This is a genomic window from Leptolyngbya subtilissima AS-A7 (genome assembly GCF_039962255.1).
Taxonomy (GTDB): domain Bacteria; phylum Cyanobacteriota; class Cyanobacteriia; order Phormidesmidales; family Phormidesmidaceae; genus Nodosilinea.
This window is the reverse complement of sequence record NZ_JAMPKY010000001.1, coordinates 1,016,952-1,036,920: the sequence shown is the minus strand read 5'-3', so window position 1 is coordinate 1,036,920 and position 19,969 is coordinate 1,016,952. Positions and strand designations below refer to the sequence as shown.

The window sequence follows — 19,969 nt, the reverse complement described above, 5'->3', positions numbered from 1 at the left end:
ATCCTTGACAGGAACCTTGGCTTTGTTTCTAGACTATGTAGTTGTCGAGGTTCGCTTCAACCCTCGGTGAAAGACTCGTTCGAGTCGCTTCCCTCAGGCGCTTTATCAATATATCTAGATTTAACTCAGGTGTCAACACCCTAAGACTATTTTGTTCTTGTGGCCCAAACCCCTTGTTTTGCAAGGGGTTTAAGCGTTTTATATGGCCGTCAACAGGCACTCCTTCAAAATTTCCTCGAAAAAAACTTCAACGAAAACACCACATCTGGTGGCAAGGACTGGGATTAGAACGGCACCCACAGCAGGTTGGAAAGCTACTAGTAGGTTCGAAATAAGGACTTAGGGCGCCGTTAAAGGCAGGCTGTAGTGTTGATATAGACAACCCAACCACTTCCTCTGGTTTTGCGGGAGGGTTTAGGGACGGGCTCCTAATTGCCCTCCAGCGTAAAGCTGGGATGAGTGATTGCCAGTGAGCACTTTCTCTGTCGCTTGTACCCACAGTGAACTACGTTGTAGACCGACGCTGATAGCTCTGCTTTAGATGGTCCTTTGGATTTCCAACTTAAGAGTGATGAGCTTTAGTGGTGGCGGCGCGGTGATTGCACTATCTATATGGAGTAAGAATGCGTCTAGCAGTGACACCGCGTATAAATTAAGGAACTTCTGTCCAGAGTTAGGGCAGCGGAACTGGGAGTAATCGCGATCGCGCTAATTTTTATACCGTCTTATGGATAGAGTGCAGGTCAGTGAAGTAGCCTGTGGCGATCGCCCTGCTAGTGGCCATACTTGCTGAGCGACATAAATACTCGAGTGGAAGCGCACAACCCTCAGCAAACAAAACTCTTACAACAAAGTTTGCTATTGGCAATTAAAGTTGCAAGTGTTTATCATGGACTCATGAGCACGTTGCAACAAATTGCCCAGCAACAGCCTGAGATGGTCTTAGATCGCTTCGTTGAGGTGACTAACGACCTGCTGCCGCAGTTTTTGCCCGACCAGGGTTCTGGTAATCGCGGGCAAGAGCCGGTCAACCCTCGGCTGGTGCGCCACTACACCACTCAGGGATGGTTAGACAAGCCCCTCAAGCAGGGGCGCGAAGCTCGGTATACCTACCGACATCTACTGCAATTGCTGGTGCTGCGCCGTTTACTGGCGGAAGGTTACAGCACCAGCTCCATCGGCAGCCTGATCGGCGGCCAGTCTGACGCGGCCCTAGAAAACATCCTGCAAGGAGGTGTGCAAATCAAAGTTGAGGCCGCCAATCCAGCGCTGGCGTTTTTGTCTCAGATTCGCGATCGCCCCGCCCCCTTCTCAACCAATCGCTCACAAACGCGGTCTGCTCTGCCGGCGTTTCAGGCTCCGTCTGCGGCTCCAGCTCCTGCCCCAGCTGCACCCCTCCCCCCGCCGGTGGCGTCGCCACCCCAAAACTGGACTCGTCTGGAAATTCTCGACGGGTTAGAACTTCACGTTCGGCAAGACTTTGTCGCGCCAGCTACCGCCCACGAGCGGGACAGCCTGCTGCAACTGATTGCCAACCACCTTGCCCAACTTCAATCACTCCAAAGGCCACCACCATGACCCAACCCAAACCCGCGCTTCCTACCGTTGAACTGATTCCGCTCCACGGGGCGATCGTCACTCAGCAGCCCATGACCCTCGACGTGCTGGTGCGAATCACGCCCCCAGCTGTCGCCCTCGAGAGCGATCGCGTACCGCTCAACCTCAGCTTGGTGATCGATCGCTCCGGCTCCATGCAGGGGCAAAAGATGCACTACGCCCGCGAGGCCGCTCGCTTTGCTGTCGAGAATTTGCTGCCCTGCGATCGCATCAGCGTCGTACTCTTCGACGACCGCATTGAAACCCTGGTGCCTAGCACCTTGGCCACCGACAAAAACACTCTGCTAGAGAAGCTGCGCCACGTCCACTCGCGGGGCTCTACCGCGCTCCACGCCGGCTGGGTCGAGGGTGGCGTGCAGGTCAGCCAGTACCTCAACCCCGCCCAGCTCAACCGGGTGATTGTGCTCTCCGACGGATTAGCGAATGTGGGGGAGACTAGGCCGGATGCGATCGCCAACGATGTCCATGGCCTTGCTCAGCGCGGCGTCAGCACCACCACCCTGGGCATCGGCAACGACTACAGCGAAGACCTGCTTGCCGCCATGGCCCGCAGCGGCGACGGCAACTTTTTTCACATTGAGTCTGCCGAGCAGCTACCGACGATCTTTGAAACTGAGCTGTCGGGCCTGGCTGCCACCTTGGGTCAGCGCGTTAGCCTCGGCGTTAAGCCAGGCAACGGCGTCACGGTCATGGACGTGCTAAATGACTTCGAGAAGACCGACACCCAGCGCTACAAGCTGCCCAACCTAATGGTGGGGTCGCCGATTCAAGTGGTGGTCCGGTTGCTAGTGCCCGCCCTCAGCCAGAGCTGCGAGCTGATGCAGGTGCGCCTGGCCTGGGATGACGCGGAACAGCCCGGTCGTCAGGTGCTACGGGCGGGGCTGGAGTTGCCCCTGGTGAGTGCCGAGCAGTTTAGCGACTTCCCCGCCGATGCCGCAGTGCAGGAGCAGGTAGCGCTGCTGATGGCGGCCCGCGCCCGCCGTGAGGCCGTGATGTTCTCCGACCGGGGTGACTACGCCGCTGCCACCGACTCCCTCAGCCGTGTCCGCGTCGCCATGTCTGCTATGCCCCCCAGCGCCATGCTGATGGAGGAACAAGCAACGCTAGAGGATTTAGAAAGCGACTACCAGAGCGGTGCCATAGCTAGAGCCCGCAAAAAGGCGTATTCCCAGGCCTACAATCTGTCGCGCACGGGGCAGTCTCAACCCCGGCGATCGATGGACTCTAAATAAACGGTGGAAAGGCTTTTACTTAGTTAAGCGAATTGCGACAAGCTCTAGCGGTTTAAGGTTTGCGGTCTAAGGTTTAGGGTATACGGTTCACAACAGGCCTTAAACCTTGAACCCTGTCCCCTCTAACCCCTTACCTTAAACTTGGCAGACTGCTAGGGCGATCGCACCTTGACTAAGCGATCCCTGTGGCACAGCCTTCCCTGGGGCAGCATAGGGAAAGCTAAAGCGACGCGATCGCCCGCTCCAAAAACTCGGGCTGCATCCAGCGATCGAGGTTGATTTGCCCCAGGTGCTCTTGCCCCGCAATCTGGCCCAGCTGGCGGATGTGGGCCTGGAGCCAGTCGGTGCGCAGCTGGGTTTCGGGCAGATAGACCACATCGGCGCGATCGCTCGTGCTAGCGCGCAGGGTTTTGGCCACAATGGCGGCGTCCATATTTACCCAGCGGCTGACCAGCGTGGTGGCCATGGGCTGGGTATCGTACCAATACTGAGCGGCCAGCAGCGATCGCAGGTAGGCGACGGCGATCTCGGGATACTGCTCGGCTAGGTCGGCGCGAATCACCACGCCGTGGAAGGTGGGCAAACCGTCTAGGTTTTCGTGCAGCAGGCGACGAAACTGGCCCTTGTGCTTGGCAATTTCGTGGAAGGGGGCGAAGTAGGCATAGCCATCCACCTGGGCAGAGCCGCGGCCCGATCGCTGGGGCTGGGCCTGCTCGAGGGCGGTGAGGGTGACGGCGTTGAGAATTTGGCGGTGGTGGAGCGATCGCATCACCATACTGTGAGCCGCCGAGCCAAAGGGCACCGCAATCACCCGCCCCGCCAGGTCGTCAATGCAGTCGAGGGTCGAATGCTGCGGCACGATGATGTCGTTGCCGGTGCCATCGAGGTTGCTGGCAACAAAACTGATCAGCCGAGTGCCCGCCGCTGGGGCCGTGCTATCCCCCGCTGCACTCAGCAGCAGTGGGTAATCGCCCAACACTCCAATGTCGATCTGCTGAGCCTCGAGCCCGGCCACAATCGGTGCCCCCGAACCATAGTCAGACCAGCGCAGCCGATACTGCACACCGCTGTAGCGGCCCTCGCGCGGTAAGAAATGCTCCAGCAAACCCAGCCGCTGAATAATTAGCCCAGCGGTGACGGTTTGAATCGTGCGGTTTTGGGTGCCAATGGTGAGGTTGATGGTCTCGGTGCCGCTGGTGGAACCAGAGCGCACCAAAAAGTTTGGAGCCTGAAACCGGGGCACTTTTCGATCAATGGATGCAGCCAACGGTGCGTCCATCGGCTTAGGCATGGACGGCCCTTGAGAACTGCCCTGTGTGACAGCGGCCTGGCTCTGAACCATAGCCACAAACTGGCGGATTGGCTCTAGCCCCAAACCGCCCCGGCCTGCGGGTTGACCCGCCAAGCCCAAAGCCCGACCCAGACGCTTGGCCATCAGCAAAAATAGGGGCGTGCCCAAAGCAAACTCTTCTAAAGGAATGCGGCGCAGCAGCCCGGCCTCACACTCCATCTGAAATTCAAAGTCAGAGGCGAACCCCAGGTAGTGCCCCTGAAGCAAATAGGTGCGCATCAAACTGGCCGCGTCGACAATTTCGACATGGGCAAAATCGGTGAGATTGAGTCCCAATTCCTGCATGCGCTTTTGCAGCACAATACGACCTGGAACGCCCTCGGGCGGCAAGACCCAGGCCTGGTCAGTCAACTCCTTTAAACTGAGCCAGGGACGCTGAGCGAGCTGATGGCTACTCGACACCACTAGAGAATAGTGAACCGAGCCGATCGCAACCTCTGAAATTTCATCAAAGGTCGAAAAACTCAGATCTGAGACCCCAATATCGACCTCGCCAGTCTTAATGGCGCGATACAGCGGTTCGACCGCATCAAACTGCAAACATCTAGTTTGCACATCGGGATGGAGTCGGCGATATTCGTACAGCACCGACGGCAGCCAGTTGCTCAGCATATCGGGCATGCAGCCAATTTTTAAGGTGCTAAATTTCCCCTGCTTGATCTCTTCAATCTTAGCTACCAATCGGCTTTCCAAATCTACCAGACTAGGCCCCTCTTCTAGCAGATATTCTCCTACCTGAGTCAGCTCTATCCGTCGCCCTAAACGCCGAAAAAGCGGGGTTTCAAGCTCAGACTCTAGGCACTTGATTTTGGCGCTTACTGCCGGCTGAGTTAAGTTTAATGTGTCGGCGGCTTCAGTGAAACTCAGGCAGCGAGCCACTTCTAAAAATACTTTTAGCTGGTAAATTTCCATTTCAACTGGCCTGCCTAAACATTTTTAAACTAGTATAAGAATTTACTAAAATACTCTACCTAATAATACTTTTGCCTTACCTTGGCAGATATGAATAACCTGCCAAGATCCGTTGATTAAGATCCATTTTGTGCAGCTATTAGAATAGCCAGTTGAGTCTCATTGATTTTTTTGATGAGTGTATAGAAAGCTGTGATGGGTAAATCGTAGTCACGGTTACAAATCCCGTTGATTCGCTTTAGTGGTCTCCTTTAAGCTACGTATCAAAGGCCCATAAGCCAAGGGTTAGTTGCCTTTATTTAAGCATTAGCTAACCGTGATACATCAAGTTCAGCTTGGGATCTGTAGTTTCTCCATCGGCAAAACTCCACTTCTGTACTTGATTTGGTTTATTTCAATTTCACTGCCGTTTAAACCAAGGACGTGGTTAAGTGAACATTCAGTATCTTAAAACTGATTTTCTAGTCGTCGGCGGTGGCACCGCTGGCACGATGGCAGGCATTAAGGCAAAGCAGGCCAGCCCCGAGAGCGACGTGCTGATTTTAGAGAAAGCTAACATTCGCCGCAGTGGGGCGATCGCCATGGGCATGGACGGAGTTAACACCGCTGTCATTCCCGGCAACTCTACTCCCGAGCAGTACGTGCGCGAAATCACCATCGCCAACGACGGCATCGTCAACCAAAAAGCCGTCTACGAAACCGGGCGGCTGGGCTTTGAGGTGATTCAAGAACTGGAGAGCTGGGGCGTCAAGTTTCAAAGAGACCCCGAGGGCAACTATGACCTCAAGCAGGTGCACCGGGTCGGCAAATACGTGTTGCCCATGCCCGAGGGCAAAGACCTGAAGAAAATTCTCGCCCGCCAGGTCAAGCGCCACAAGGTCAACGTCACCAACCGGGTGATGGCCACCCGCGTCATGGTGCAAAACGGTCGCGTCACCGGGGCCGTGGGCCTCGACGTGCGCAACGGCAACATAGTGGTGATTCAGGCCAAGGCCGTCGTGCTCTGCACCGGAGCCTGCGGTCGCCTGGGTCTGCCCGCCTCAGGCTACCTCTACGGCACCTACGAAAACCCCACCAACGCGGGCGATGGCTACTCCATGGCCTACCACGCCGGGGCCGAGCTGACCAACATCGAGTGCTTCCAGATCAACCCGCTGATCAAAGACTACAACGGCCCCGCCTGCGCCTACGTGGCCAGCCCCTTCGGAGCTTACACCGCCAACGCCGAGGGCCATCGCTTTATCAACTGCGACTACTGGAGCGGCCAGATGATGCTGGAGGTCTACAAAGAGCTGCACTCCGGCAAAGGCCCGGTACACCTGAAGATGTACCACCTCGACGACGATACCATCAACGAAATTGAAACCATTCTGTGGGATAACGAACGGCCCAGCCGAGGCCGCTTCCACGAAGGTCGAGGCGAGAGTTACCGCACCCACGGCGTCGAGATGAATATCTCTGAAATTGGCCTGTGCAGCGGCCACAGCGCCTCGGGCGTCTGGGTGAACGAGCGGGCCGAAACTACAGTCCCTGGCCTCTACGCGGCAGGCGACATGGCCAGCGTGCCCCACAACTACATGATTGGAGCCTTTGTCTACGGCCGGATCGCGGGCGAAAACGCCATGGACTACGTGCGCAACCTGGAGCATGTTGAACCCGACGCCGACTTTCTCGCCGCTGAGCAGGCCCGCATCTACGCGCCCCTGCAACAGCCCGACGGCGTGCCCCACACCCAGGTTGAGTACAAACTGCGCCGCCTGGTCAACGACTACCTGCAACCGCCCAAGTCGCCTAACAACATGGACATCGGCCTGCAAAAATTCGTCGCCTACGAAGAAACCCTCGGCCTGATGGGTGCCCGCGACCCCCACGAGCTGATGCGCTGCATGGAGGTGCACTTCATCCGCGACTGCGCCGAAATGGCCGCCCGCGCGTCCCTATTCCGCAAAGAGACCCGCTGGGGCCTCTACCACTACCGCCTCGACTATCCCGAGAAGAACAACGAGGAATGGTTCTGCCACGTCAATCTGAAGAAAGGCGAAACCGGCCATATGGAGTTGTTTAAGCGTCCGGTAGAGCCCTATATCGTCGATGTCGACCTAGTTGAAGAAGTCTACGACGTTGCCGTCCGATGAGGGGTAGATGGGTGGATGGGTAGATGAGTGGATGGGCGTTTGAAGGAACGGTGTCATTCATCGCTCCCAATCCAAAGCTCTCTGGTCACACATATCGGTCTGCCCTTACTCATCCACCCTCCCCCTCCCCCTCCACCCTCCTACCCATCCACCCTCCTACTGAAGAAAAACCATGGCCCTAACTACTCAACGCGTCGACGTACCCGTAATTGTCGATGAATCGAAATGCCTCGAAAAATGCAACGCCTGCATCGAAGTCTGCCCCCTAGACGTGCTGGTGAAGAACCCCGAAACCGGCAAAGCCTACATGAAGTATGACGAGTGCTGGTTCTGCCTGCCCTGTGAGAAGGAATGCCCCACGGGGGCGATTACGGTTCAGATTCCTTTCCTGTTGAGGTAGGCAGGTAGGCGGGTAGATGAGTAGGCGAGTAAAGCAAATACTCATCCACCCTTCTACCCTCCCACCCATCCACCCTCCCACTCCCTACCCCCCTGCCGTCATTCTGGAACCCTTCCCCATGTACACCACCGATATGGACCCTGAAGTTGCTCAGTGGGTTGAGCTGCTGCGATCGCCCGATCTCAACGAGCGCCTAGTCGCGGCCAAAACCTTGCAACACCTGGGCGATGAGGATGCGATCGAGCCCCTGCTCGGGGCGCTCCACGACGAAAACCCTATGGTGCAAGAGATCGCCATTACCGCTCTATGGGAATTTGCTAACCCGATCGCCATCGACCCGCTGATCGAGTGCCTCAGCTCGCCCCACGAGAATGTGCGCAGTGAGGCGCTGTCGGCCCTCAAAGAGCTGGTCTCTACTAACGACTTGATGAAGCTGCTGGATGTGTTGCAGGTGGGCAATGTCCACGCCCAGCTCAACGTGCTGGTGCTGCTGCGCAAAATTCACGACGCCCAGGCGCTGCCGTACGTTATGCCTTTCTTTGAGTCGGAGAACCCCGAGCTGCGGGAGGCGGCGGTGATCACCCTGCGCTACTTGAACCAGGTAGTGCGCTGTGAACCGGCTTTGGCCCTGGCGAAAGATCCCAACGAGGCGGTGCGGCGGGCGACAACGCTCACCCTAGGCCACCTCAGTGATGCGGCGGTGGTGCCGCTGCTGTGTGAACTGCTGACCAGTGACTTAGACTGGCAGGTGCGGCGCAATGCGGCCCAGTCCCTCGATATTTTGGCTGACCCGGCGGCGATCGCATCCCTAGTCAAGGCGATGGATGACCCCGAGTGGCAGGTGCGCAAGTTCACCGCCCGCGCCTTGCAGAAAACCCCAGACATTCAAGCTCTGCCGGTGCTGATCAAGTCCCTAGCCGACGAATACTCCGACGTGCGGCGCGATGCGGCCACCGCCTTGGGCAAACTGGCCGACACCAACGCCCTGCCCGCCCTGCAACAGACCCTCAACGACCCCGACATGGACGTGCGGATTTTCTCCCAGCGGGCCATTGACGCCATCCAGAAGTCCCAGCCAGAAACCTCCAATGTCTAGCCATTCCTCTCCCTTTCACCGCGCTGCTGAAGCTCCTGCTGAAGTGGCGCCCAGTGCCGAGGCGATCGCCCGTAAAGCCGAGGTAATCGCCCAGCTCAAAACCCTGCGCGAGCCCACCCTGGGCAACGACCTGGTCAGCTTGGGCATGGTGCGCAATCTGCAAGTTGTCGATGACTATGTCTACCTGAGGCTCTACGTGGGCCGCCACCAGCTCGACCTACAGGAGCAAGTGCAAACCACTCTGGAGCAACTGCCCTGGTGCAAAAAAGCCTACGCCCAGCTCTGCACCCTCCCCGGGGTACGCACCACCCTGGCGGTGTCAAGCGGCAAGGGCGGCGTGGGTAAATCGACCACGGCTGTGAACCTGGCGGCGGCTCTAGCCAAAACCGGGGCCAAGGTGGGGCTACTCGATGCCGACATCTACGGCCCCAACGTGCCCCAAATGCTGGGCCTGGGTCATTCAGAAGTCCGCGTGATCGATACTCCAAGTGGCCAGCGGTTTGTGCCCCTAGAGGCCCACGGCATCAAGCTCATGTCCGTCGGGCTGCTGGCTCAGGGCGATCATCCACTGGCCTGGCGCGGCCCGGTAATGCACAAAATTCTCACCCAGTTTCTCCACGAGGTGGACTGGGGTGAATTGGACTATTTGCTGATCGACCTGCCCCCCGGCACGGGCGACGCCCAGATTACCATCGTCCAAGAAAGTCCGATCTGCGGCGTGGTGATGGTGACGACGCCCCAGCAGGTAGCCGTTTCCGATGTGCGCCGCAGCGTCCACATGTTTCGCCAAGTGGGGGTGCCGGTGCTGGGCCTAGTCGAAAATATGAGCTACCTGCTCTGCGGCCACTGCGGCAAACCCACACCGATCTTTGGCAGCGGCGGCGGTGCCCAGATCGCCACTGAGCTATCGGTGCCGCTGTGGGGCCAGGTGCCCATCGACCCCCGCATCTGCGAACAGGGCGACACGGGTGTGCCCCTGCCAATGAAGCTGCCCGATGCCCCCCTGAGTCAGATCTTTGGCCAGATTGCCCTGGGGTTGAATGCGACCTTTGGAGTGGCGGCGGTGGAGTAGTTGACGGCGGTGTGTTGAGAAGGGCGGGTAGGTGGGTAGGCGGGTAGGCGGGTGGATGGGTAAATCAAACACCCTCCCACTCATCTACTCTCCCACCCTCCCACTCTTCCGTAATGTTCGCACCAGCAGGAGGCACCCCTATGGACATGAGCACGTGGCTCCTCAGTCTGGGGGGGGTGGCGATTGCAGGCTTTACCCGAGGCTTCTCTGGCTTTGGCTCGGGGTTGATTCTCGCTCCGGCTCTGAGCTTGCTATTTCACCCACAGCTGGTGGTGGTGACCGTTCTCCTGATTGAAATGACGGCTGGGGCTGGGTTGGTACCCGGTGCCTTGCAAAAGACTAAGTGGCCGCAAGTCTTGCCTTTGGTGCTCAGCGCCACGGTGATGGTGCCGGTAGGGGCACACTTTCTGGCCCTGCTAGAGCCAACCCTGCTGCGGCGCATCATCGGCGGGCTGATTTTGGGGTTTGTGCTGCTGCTGTTGAGCGGCAAAAGCCGCTATACCCATTCGCCCTTGGCTATGACCTCTGGGGTTGGAGCTCTGAGCGGCTTTTTGACGGGCCTCGCGGGCATCGGCGGCCCTCCCATCGTGCTCTACCAGATGTCTAGCAGTAATCTAGCTGCCGCCAACCGGGCCAACTTTATTGTATTTTTTGCTCTCATTCAGCTAATTGCCCTGGGGTCCTACTGGGCTAGCGGCCTGATCTCCATAGCGGTAGGTGGCTTGTTTATCCGCTTTTTACCGGCGTTTTTTCTGGGGCAGCTGCTGGGGCAACTGTGCTTTAAGCGGGTTGACGAAGCACTCTTTCGCCGCTTTGTGATGGGTCTGTTATTGACGGTGGCGGTGCTGGCTTTGGTGGCCTGATCTCACCCTATAAACAGTCTTTAAACCATGAAACTATCTTCTAAGGCTGGCCCAGGGGTCTCTACCCTGGGTCTGGTGACGAGTGACTGGAGAACCCAGGGCAGCTCAGTTTTGCCGGGGCTGCTGCTAACGATGCTGATGGCGGCGATCGCCTTAGGGTTAGATCGGCTGAGCGACCTGCATACCCTCAACCCGCTGCTGATTGCCGTTCTACTGGGCATTGGCTGACGGCAGTGGGGCGTGGTGCCCGTCGCCTATCGCCCCGGCATTCAGTTTGCGATGAAGCGGGTGCTGCGGCTGGCAGTAATTTTGCTCGGCTTGCGGCTGAGCCTGGTGGAGGTGCTGGCGGTTGGCCCCTGGGGGTTGGGCATGGTGACGGTCAGCACGATCAGCACCTTTTATCTGACCTGCTGGCCGGGTCGGTGGCTGGGGGTAAACCCGCGTCTGGCTCAGCTGATTGCGGCGGGTACCTCGATCTGCGGGGCGTCGGCGATGGTGGCCACCAACCCGGTAATCGAGGGCACAGAAGAGGATGTCACCTATGCGATCGCCACCATTACCGGCTTTGGCACCCTGGCCATGCTCACCTATCCCCTAGTGGGAAGTCTCATGCAGCTCAGCCCTCAAGCCTTTGGTCTTTGGTGTGTGGCGTCGGTGCATGAGGTCGCCCAGGTGATTGCCACCGCCTTTCAAAATGGTGACCTCAGTGGCGAGGTGGCCACCGTCACCAAGCTCTCGCGGGTGCTGCTGGTAGTGCCGATTATGGTTGGTCTGGGCTAGCAAACCCGTCGCCCTCGGCAGCTGGGGCAACCCGCCCGCCCGCTGCCAATGCCCTGGTTTGTGCTGTTTTTTTGCCTTTTGGTGATGGTCAACAGCCTGGGTCTGGTGGCTCAGCCTATTAAGGAAGCGGTGATCAGTGGTAATCAGCTTTTGCTTTGCCTGTCGCTGGCGGCTATGGGGCTAGAGACAAACTTAGCTAGCCTGTCGCAGCTGGGCCTCAAGCCGCTCTATCTGGCCGGGCTTTCGTGGCTGTTGCTGGCGGCAGTTAGCCTGTCAATGATTCACCTGGGTCAGCTGTAGATGCGTAAACCGTAGTGTGAGGACTGCGAGAGCAGCGCAAAGCCTCAGTAGATCGGAGGTGACATCGTTAGCTGCGCTTTTGCCCTCTCCCCAAACCCCTCTCCCAAAATTGGGAGAGGGGCTTTGAGCTACGGTTACGCCAATACTTGCTGGACGGCTTAAAACACCGTTTAGAATGCTGAGGTGTGATTAGGAGCAGGCGATTGGTTCAGTCTCAGCCCCAAGACGTCTCTTTGCAACAGCCTCTGCTGCGGGTATTGAGCAGTTTGCGCGCTCACCTTTGGCTCACCTTGGGGGCGTTAATCAGCGCCCTGCTGCTGGTGGCGGCCTACGCGGCGACACCGCAGCTGTTTCGCTGGGCTATCGACGATGGCATTGCCGCAAACAATTTGACGGTGGTGTTGCAAAGCGGGGCTGGGCTGGTGGTCGCGGCCCTAGCCCGAGGGCTGTTTAACTTTGGCCAGAGTTTTTGCGCTGAGGCGATGTCGCAGAGCGTGGTCTATGACCTGCGCAACCGCATCTTCAGCAAGATTCAAACCCTCAGCTTTAGTTACCACGACCAGTCTCAAACCTCGCAGCTGCTCACTCGCGTCACCAGCGATATTGAGCAGGTGCGCACCTTCCTTAGCACTAGCCTGGTTCAGGTGATTAGCGGGGTGGTGACGCTGGTGGCGATCGCCACAATTCTCCTGATCATGAACTGGCCGCTAGCGCTGATCAGCCTGACGGTGGTGCCCCTGGCGGGGTGGCTGATGGCGCGATTCTTTAACCAAAACAACCTGCTGTTTCGCCAGGTGCAGGAGCAGCTCAGCGACCTCAACGCGGTCTTGCAGGAAAACTTGCTGGGGGTGCGGGTGGTTAAGGCCTTTGTGCGGGAGGATGCCGAGCGCGAGCGCTACACCCAGCTGAACGGTGAGCTAGTCGCCGCCAACATGAAAACCATTCGAGCGATTCGCAACACGTTCCCCTTCATCTTTTTGGTCAGCAACCTGGTAATTGTGGTGGTGGTGGGCTACGGCGGCGTGGCGGTCATTAATGAGCAGTTTTCGGTGGGGGAACTGGTGGCGTTTAACGCCTATCTGCTGCTGATCTTGCAACCGATTTTGCTGATTGGCTTTGCCGCCCCAGCGATCGCCGGGGCTTCATCCTCCGCCGAGCGGGTCTACGAAGTGCTCGATGCCGAGGTCGAGATTCGCGATCGCCCCAATGCCATTCCTTTCACCACCTGCGCTGGCCGTATCACCTTTGAAAACGTGTCGTTTCGCTATCCCGGCACCACCACCCCGGCCCTCAACGGCATTTCCTTTGAGACTAAGCCCAACGAGCTGATCGCCATTTTGGGCATGACCGGCTCGGGCAAAAGCACGGTCACGAACCTGATTCCCCGCTTTTACGATGTCACCGCTGGGTCGGTGCGCATCGACGGTCGCGACGTGCGCGACTTTACCCTAGAGAGTCTGCGATCGCGCATCAGCACGGTCTTTCAGGAGACCACTCTATTCTCGGGCACCATCTTCTCTAACATCACCTACGCCAAGGCCGGGGCCACCCTGAGCGAGGTGGTCGAAGCGGCCAAAGCCGCCCAGATTCACGACTTTGTCATGACCCTGCCCGAGGGCTACGACACCCTAGTGGGCGAGCGCGGAGTGGGGCTCTCAGGCGGGCAAAAGCAAAGAATTGCAATCGCCCGCACCCTGCTAACCGACTACAAGGTGCTGATTCTCGACGACAGCACCTCCGCCGTCGATGCCCAAACCGCCGCCCAAATTCAGACCGCCCTCGACGACCTGATGCGCCGCCGCACTTGCACTGCCTTTGTGGTGGCCCAGCGGATCAGCACCGTCCGCACCGCCGATCGCATTCTGCTGATGGATAAGGGCCGCCTGGTGGCCCAGGGTACTCACGAATATTTGATGGCAAACAGCTCACTCTATGGCGCAATTCTAGAATCTCAGGTCGGTGCCGCTCCGGCCCTTAGCTGAGTTGGCATAATGGCCAGTCTACAGGTGTTTAGAACCTTGCAGGCCCCGCTCGACCTAAGCGGACGTAATTGGTCAAGCAGTGCTAGCGGTCAGAAAAGCTTGCTGGCTCAGCAAGCTTAGTGCAAGGCACAAATTATTGATGTTTAGTCATGACAATGGCGTTGTGCATTGAGCAGATACGAATGGGAAGGGCGAACATTCAAAGTTGCTCTATGACAGCAGCGTATTGCATTGAAAACTTAAAGGATTGAGCCAATGCAGTAGCATTGTGACCGGGCGATCAAGCAAGTTGCGCTACTGCATTAAAGAGTTGCACCGGGACAATAAAGGATTGAGCCGTGACATTAAAGAGTTGTGCTGCTGCACCAAAGGGTTGCGCCATGACATTAAAGAGTTGCGCTGTCGTACTGAGGGAGCGGGGCGAAACAGCAAAGGTGTAGCCTACAACAGAAACGTTGTGCGGTAACGCATTAACTCTGTGAGGTTGCAATACAGTATGGGACATTAGAATTTTAGGGTTGATGGATGGGAGGCTACGATAGGAATCACTAAGCTTGTCTGCGATCGCCCCAACACACTACCGCCGTCACAACAGTTGACGAGCTTAAAGAGCATTAACTAGGAGAAATCTTATGGTTCAATCAGCCATCTTAAAAAAATTAGAGCAGTTGCCAGAATCTCTGCAAACGGAAGTTCTGCACTACATTGAATTCTTGGCCGAAAAATATGCCAAGGACACCGCCAACCAGGCTCCTCAAAAGAAACGCAAAGCTGGTGCCCTCAAGGGCAAAATCTGGATGGCAGAAGATTTCGATGCTCCTCTTGAAGATCTTAAGGACTACATGTGATGTTGTTAGACACTCACATCTTGTTATGGTTTTTGGAAGATAACCCCAAGTTACCGCCAAGCTTGAAATCCATGATTGAGGATAGTGATAGTGTCTTCGCGAGCATAGTATCGCTTTGGGAGATTGCGATTAAATTATCTATCAACAAACTAGAGTTACAGGTTGAGTTTCAATCTTTACCCGACGTTTTGGGCGAACTTGAAATTAGAATGTTGCCCCTTGCTTTTGCTGATACGGCACAGTATCTCAACCTACCGCTCCACCATCGCGATCCTTTTGACCGCATGCTGATCGCCCAGGCAATGACGAATTCTCTTGCGATCGCCAGTGCCGATACAGCGTTTGATGCCTATCCCATTCAGCGAAGGTGGGCCTGAGCACAGAAACCCGCTTTGTCAGTTGCCATTCTTTACCTTAGCTAAGTTCTCGCGGCAGCGCACCGTCCCAGGGTGCTCGGCCCTTAGCTTGGGTTCGAGGATGGCGAGGGCTTGGAGCAGCCTACAGAAACTGGAGATTGGGCTGTCTGGTGTCACAAATTGTCGGGCTGTGTTTCTGCGGATGCAACCGAGCAGGAAGCCTTCAAATAACACGAGAGGCAATTGAGCTTTATCTTGAAGCAGAACCCCTTAGTTTAGAAACCAATTCGCTTTACTGATGACTCTTGCTACAGCCGCTCAGTCTCCACTCGACGCTAAGCCCAAGCTCTCGACCATGGGGCGGTTTTTGCGCTACTTTGCGCCCTACCGGCAAGACCTGCCGATCGCACTGTTGCTGGTTGCCATTGGGGCCACGACCCAGGCGATCGGGCCGCTGCTGATCGGTTGGGCGATCGACAACCTGATTTTGCAGGGTAATTTGCCGGGGCTGCTGTGGATGCTGGCGGCGCTGACGGTGATTTATCTCGTTGGGGTATGGGCAATTCGGGGGCAGATCTGGCGGATGGGTGCGATCGTGCAGCGGCTGCTGGGGCAGCTACGGCAGGATATTTTTGACAAAATCCAGAGTTTGCCGGTGAGCTTTTTCGATCGCAGCGAGGCGGGCGACTTGATGAGTCGCCTGCTCAACGATGTCAACACCGTCAACCAGGCCTTTGGCCTCACCATTCCCCAGGTGCTGGGTCAGACCTTTAGTCTGCTGGGCATCATCATCGCCATGCTCTCGATCAATCTGCAGCTGGGGCTGCTGAGCAATCTGGTGGTGCCGCTGATGATTTTTACCACCGGGTTTTTCTCACGCTGGGCGAGAAGCCGGTTTCGCCTCACTCGGCAGACCATCGGCGACCTGTCGGCCAAGCTGGAAGAAGACATTGGCAGCGTTAAAGAGGCCCAGGCCTTTAACCGCACCCAGCTCAACATCGAAGAGTTTGACAGCCTCAACGCGGCGAACCGCAAGGCCAATGTGCAGGCGGTGGCGGTAACGGCGGCGTTTTTGCCCTCCATTGACCTGCTCAATACCCTGGCAACGGCGGGGGTGACGGCCTACGGCGGCTATCTGGCGGTGACGGGGGTGATGACGGTGGGCACGGTGACGGCCTTTGTGCTCTACGTGCAGCAGTTCTTTCGGCCGATTCAGATTCTCAGCCAGTTTTATACCCAGGCACAGTCGGCGCTGGCGGGGCTCGATCGCATCTTTCTGTTGCTCGACGAGCCCGCTACCCTGCAAGATGCCCTCAACGCCACTGAGATGCCGCCGATCAAAGGCGAGGTGCGGTTTGAGTCGGTGGGGTTTGGCTACACCCCCAACCAGCGGGTGCTAAAGGAGGTCAACCTCTGCGCCCAGCCGGGGCAGATGGTTGCCCTGGTAGGGCCAACCGGGGCGGGCAAGAGCACGATTATTAACCTGATCATGCGGTTTTATGATGTGTCGGAGGGGGCGGTGCGCATCGACGGGGTAGATGTGCGCAGCGTTACCCAGGCCAGCCTGCGCCGCCAGATTGGCATTGTGCTGCAAGACAATTTGCTTTTCACCGGCACCGTGGCCGAAAACATTGCCTTTGGTGCCCCCCACGCCAGCCAGGCCGACATCGAAGCGGCGGCCCAGGCGGCGAATGTGCATGAGTTCATCACCTCGCTGCCCCAGGGCTATAGCACCCGACTGGGAGAGCGTGGCGCACCCCTGAGCCAGGGGCAGCGGCAGCTGGTGAGCATTGCCCGCGCGGTGCTGATTGACCCGCGCATTTTGCTGCTTGATGAGGCGACTAGCAGCATTGATACGCGTACGGAGGGGCTGGTGCAGGAAGCGATCGCCCGCCTCCTGCACAATCGCACCAGCTTTGTGATTGCCCACCGCCTCAGCACCGTCACCCAGGCCGACCAGGTGCTGGTGATTCAGCAGGGCGACATTGTCGAGCGGGGCACCCACGCCGAGCTAATGGCCCGTCAGGGCATCTACGCCAACCTCTACAGCCTGCAGCTAGGCACGGATTGAGGAGGCGTTTGAAAAGTGATTTGCTGCGGCTTTAGTCACCTACTGATCTCCCCTGCCCCCTTTACCCTGCGGGAAGCCGCAAGCGTTATAAAAAGGGGTTAAAAGTCCCCAGTTCCCAACCCTTCTCATGAGAAAGAAGAGAGCCAACCTCTTGTCCCCTCTTCCCTCGGGAGAGGGCTAGGGAGAGGGCGATAATTCAGCAACGCCCGCCAAAGAGAACTTGAAGCCTGATGTTTTATGCTGTTCTAACTCAACTTCACCAAGAAAGGCCGTCGTTGAAATAGAAGATCCAGCCCATGGTGGCTGCCGCAGTGGCTAGATTGATCAGGGGTAGGGTGGTGAGCCCGCAGGCCAACAGGTAACGGTAGCGCAAATGGGCAAACACCGGCAGCAAAAACACCAGCCAGCTCAGCAGCACCGCCACTATGCAAATAATTGGGAAGGTGACAACGCTGATCACTAGGGTCACTGCGGCAGGGCTTTCGAGAACCTTGGGGTCAGCTAACATCATCGACGTCATGAGCGCGGGCATAAACCCGAGCATTATGCCGATGATCAACATAACTGTCAGGGTAAAAAGAACCGTTAGAGCGGTTTTCCGGCGCATAGGGTTTGTTAGAGTAAAGACCGCTGCCTGGGCGGAGGACACCCTAGATTGCCCAGTGCTCTATCCAATCCATCTGAGGTGCGCCGATGAGTCAGGTCGAGCAGACCCCCGTAGCTCTGGTAACCGGAGGCGCCCAAGGAATTGGCCTTGGCATCACTCAACTCCTGCTTAATCAGGGTTGGCGCGTTGCAGTTGCCGATATGAATATGGCCGCCGGCGCTGCCCTGCAAGACACTCTGCCCCAGTTTCACGAGTCGTTTATCTTTTTGCCCTGCAATGTATCTCAGGAGCATGAGGTGGCGCGCTGTGTCGGAGCCGCTGTGGATTGGTTTGGCCACCTCAACGCGCTAATCAACAATGCGGGCATCGCCCATCCCTACAGCGGCCCCGTCGAAGATCTAGCCCTGGAAGATTGGAATCGCTGGATTGGCACCAACCTGACCGGCTACTTTCTGATGGTTAAGCATACCGTCCGCCATCTGCGCGCTGCCCGGGGTGCGATCGTCAACATTTCTTCGGTGCGCGCCCTCCAGTCTGAACCCGACTCCGAAGCCTATGCGGCCTCTAAGGGAGGCGTTGTGGCGCTGACCCACGCCCTGGCCATGAGCCTCGGCCCCGAAGTTCGCGTCAACTGCATTAGCCCCGGTTGGATCGACGTCAGTGCGTTGAAACACCCCCCCCAGGAGTCACACCTGAGCCCGACGGACCACGCCCAGCACCCGGTGGGCCGAGTGGGTCAAGCTCAAGATATTGCGGATATGGCCTACTTTTTGTTGTCAGATAAAGCCAGTTTCATCACGGGGCAGAACATCGTGGTCGATGGCGGCATGGGCCGCAAGATGATCTACGAGGAGTAGGTCAGAGGCTAGATCAGGTTCAGAGCAGCCAGGCGTTCGAGCCCCAGGGCGATCGCATCCTCCTCCAGTTCGCTATAGCTAAAGATAAACTCGTGCCCTGGGCTAGGGCCGAGATATTGAGGGCTGGCAGCGATCAATCCAACACCCACCTCGGCTGCTTGCGCCATCAGCAGGTCATCAGGGATATCGGTTGCAAAGCGCACCATCACGTGCAGCCCGGCGTTTTCGCCCAGCACGGTGGTGCGATCGCCCCAGTGCTTTGCCAAAGCCGTAACCAGCGTTTGCCGCCGTCGATCGTACATGCCCCGCATGCGACGAATGTGGCGCTCCAAATGGCCCTCGGTGATGAAGTCGGCCAAAACTGCTTGCTCTAGGGTCGGCCCCTGGCGATCGGCCAGCCACTTGGCGCGGCTAAACACCGCCACTAGAGCCGGTGGCAGCACCATGTAGCCCACCCGCAGCGACGGAAACAGCACCTTAGAAAACGTGCCCACGTACAGCACCGACTGTCCATCCCCCAACCCCTGCAGCGCCGGGATCGGGCGGCCCCCGTAGCGATACTCGCTGTCGTAGTCGTCTTCAAAAATTAGGCTGCCGCTCTGCTCTGCCCAGGCCAGCAGGGCCAATCGGCGCGGTAGAGACAGCACCGCCCCGGTCGGAAACTGGTGCGACGGAGTGACATACACCAGGCGAATCGGGTCGGGTGTGGCCGCCAGTGCCGCCACATCCATGCCCGCCCCATCTACAGCAATCGGGTGCAAATTTGCCCCCTGGCTAGCCAAAACGCGGCGGGCGCTGAGGTAGCTGGGTTCTTCTAAGGCTACTGTGTCGCCGGGCGAGAGCAGCAGACGCGTGGCAAGGGCTAGCGCCTGCTGGGTGCCGTTGGTGATCAAAATTTGGTCGGGGTGGCAGTGCACAGCACGGGACTGGGATATGTAGGCTGCGATCGCCTCTCGCAGCGGCCCATACCCCATGGGGTCGGCGGCGTAGTCGAGCCAATTGGTGCGGCGGCTGTGGCGAGACAGCAACTGCCGCCATAGCCCCAAAGGGAAGCGATCCAGTGCCGGGCGGCCATAGCGAAAGCTCAGAGGCACAGCGGGTTCGGGGCTGGGACCGGGGTCGACCTGCGCTAGGCGACGACCGTAGGCCGACAGCGGCACGGCGGCGATCGGCCCCGGTGGCACGGTGGTCAGCGGAGGTGAGTGCAGCAGGTCGTCGGGTAGCTGGTCGCAGACGTAGGTGCCAGACCCCGTCACCGTTTGCAGATAGCCCTCGCTCAGCAGCTGGTCATAGCTCTGGGTCACCGTGGCCCGCGATACTCCCAGGCTTTGGGCCAGGGCACGGGTCGAGGGCAAGCGCTGGCGCGGAGCCAGCCGTCCCTTGAGAATTCCAGCCCGTAAAGCGGCGTAGATCTGGTGGTAGACGGGGTCTGGGCTGTGGGGGTCGAGGGCAATGGCAAAATCCATCGGGGTGAACCCATAGGAACGAGC

Annotated in this window: 16 protein-coding genes and 1 pseudogene; 14 read left to right on the top strand and 3 right to left on the bottom strand. The window is 57.9% G+C overall.

Going from position 1 to position 19,969, the window contains the following annotated elements; genetic code table 11:
• The first annotated feature begins 897 nt into the window (after positions 1 to 897).
• Both NC979_RS04655 and NC979_RS04650 read left to right on the top strand, forming a co-directional pair.
• On the top strand, positions 898 to 1,578 hold the full coding sequence (locus tag NC979_RS04655; protein WP_190524361.1) for a MerR family transcriptional regulator: 681 nt from the start codon (positions 898 to 900) through the stop codon (positions 1,576 to 1,578).
• A complete protein-coding gene (locus NC979_RS04650) occupies positions 1,575 to 2,849 on the top strand; it encodes a vWA domain-containing protein (protein ID WP_190524358.1) in 1,275 nt (424 codons plus the stop codon). The genes NC979_RS04655 and NC979_RS04650 overlap by 4 nt, the downstream gene beginning before the upstream one ends.
• Positions 2,850 to 3,069: 220 nt before the next feature.
• On the opposite strand, the gene NC979_RS04645 is transcribed toward NC979_RS04650, so the two are convergent.
• Positions 3,070 to 5,112, bottom strand: coding sequence for a LysR family transcriptional regulator (locus NC979_RS04645; RefSeq protein ID WP_190524355.1), 2,043 nt, complete (start codon positions 5,110 to 5,112; stop codon positions 3,070 to 3,072).
• Between the two features lie 431 nt (positions 5,113 to 5,543).
• Here NC979_RS04645 and NC979_RS04640 point away from each other — a divergent pair, with 431 nt between their 5' ends.
• From NC979_RS04640 to NC979_RS04590, 11 genes and pseudogenes are all read left to right on the top strand, one after another.
• Entirely contained in the window at positions 5,544 to 7,247 is a 1,704-nt protein-coding gene (locus tag NC979_RS04640; protein ID WP_190524352.1) for a fumarate reductase/succinate dehydrogenase flavoprotein subunit, read from the top strand.
• 172 nt (positions 7,248 to 7,419) lie between these two features.
• Positions 7,420 to 7,647: a 4Fe-4S dicluster domain-containing protein gene (locus NC979_RS04635; RefSeq protein WP_017301328.1), complete on the top strand. Its 228-nt coding sequence runs from the start codon at positions 7,420 to 7,422 to the stop codon at positions 7,645 to 7,647.
• 118 nt (positions 7,648 to 7,765) lie between these two features.
• A complete protein-coding gene (locus NC979_RS04630; protein ID WP_190524349.1) occupies positions 7,766 to 8,743 on the top strand; it encodes a HEAT repeat domain-containing protein in 978 nt (325 codons plus the stop codon).
• A complete protein-coding gene (locus NC979_RS04625) occupies positions 8,736 to 9,815 on the top strand; it encodes an Mrp/NBP35 family ATP-binding protein (protein WP_190524346.1) in 1,080 nt (359 codons plus the stop codon). The genes NC979_RS04630 and NC979_RS04625 overlap by 8 nt, the downstream gene beginning before the upstream one ends.
• 140 nt (positions 9,816 to 9,955) lie before the next feature.
• Positions 9,956 to 10,678 carry a sulfite exporter TauE/SafE family protein gene (locus tag NC979_RS04620; protein WP_190524343.1) on the top strand — a complete coding sequence of 241 codons (723 nt, stop codon included), beginning with the start codon at positions 9,956 to 9,958 and terminating at the stop codon, positions 10,676 to 10,678.
• A 27-nt stretch (positions 10,679 to 10,705) separates the two neighbouring features.
• Positions 10,706 to 10,906: a hypothetical protein gene (locus NC979_RS04615; RefSeq protein ID WP_242024199.1), complete on the top strand. Its 201-nt coding sequence runs from the start codon at positions 10,706 to 10,708 to the stop codon at positions 10,904 to 10,906.
• A 12-nt stretch (positions 10,907 to 10,918) separates the two neighbouring features.
• Positions 10,919 to 11,758, top strand: a pseudogene (locus NC979_RS04610) (YeiH family protein).
• Between the two features lie 203 nt (positions 11,759 to 11,961).
• Positions 11,962 to 13,740 carry an ABC transporter ATP-binding protein gene (locus NC979_RS04605; protein ID WP_190524340.1) on the top strand — a complete coding sequence of 593 codons (1,779 nt, stop codon included), beginning with the start codon at positions 11,962 to 11,964 and terminating at the stop codon, positions 13,738 to 13,740.
• Positions 13,741 to 14,372: 632 nt separating this feature from the next.
• Positions 14,373 to 14,588 carry a type II toxin-antitoxin system VapB family antitoxin gene (vapB, locus tag NC979_RS04600; protein ID WP_190524334.1) on the top strand — a complete coding sequence of 72 codons (216 nt, stop codon included), beginning with the start codon at positions 14,373 to 14,375 and terminating at the stop codon, positions 14,586 to 14,588.
• The gene (locus NC979_RS04595; RefSeq protein WP_190524331.1) at positions 14,588 to 14,965 is read left to right on the top strand and encodes a type II toxin-antitoxin system VapC family toxin; all 378 of its coding nucleotides are present in this window, start codon (positions 14,588 to 14,590) and stop codon (positions 14,963 to 14,965) included. The genes vapB and NC979_RS04595 overlap by 1 nt, the downstream gene beginning before the upstream one ends.
• A 277-nt stretch (positions 14,966 to 15,242) precedes the next feature.
• Positions 15,243 to 17,015 (top strand): ABC transporter ATP-binding protein, encoded by a 1,773-nt coding sequence (locus NC979_RS04590; protein WP_190524328.1) that lies wholly within the window; start codon positions 15,243 to 15,245, stop codon positions 17,013 to 17,015.
• Positions 17,016 to 17,271: 256 nt separating this feature from the next.
• Here NC979_RS04590 and NC979_RS04585 read toward each other — a convergent pair whose 3' ends face one another.
• Positions 17,272 to 17,622 (bottom strand): hypothetical protein, encoded by a 351-nt coding sequence (locus NC979_RS04585; protein WP_206755281.1) that lies wholly within the window; start codon positions 17,620 to 17,622, stop codon positions 17,272 to 17,274.
• Between the two features lie 86 nt (positions 17,623 to 17,708).
• Between NC979_RS04585 and NC979_RS04580 the strand changes: the two genes are divergently transcribed.
• Positions 17,709 to 18,479, top strand: coding sequence for an SDR family oxidoreductase (locus NC979_RS04580; RefSeq protein WP_190524321.1), 771 nt, complete (start codon positions 17,709 to 17,711; stop codon positions 18,477 to 18,479).
• An 8-nt stretch (positions 18,480 to 18,487) separates the two neighbouring features.
• On the opposite strand, the gene pdxR is transcribed toward NC979_RS04580, so the two are convergent.
• Positions 18,488 to 19,945 (bottom strand): MocR-like pyridoxine biosynthesis transcription factor PdxR, encoded by a 1,458-nt coding sequence (gene pdxR / locus NC979_RS04575; RefSeq protein WP_190524318.1) that lies wholly within the window; start codon positions 19,943 to 19,945, stop codon positions 18,488 to 18,490.
• Positions 19,946 to 19,969: the final 24 nt, after the last annotated feature.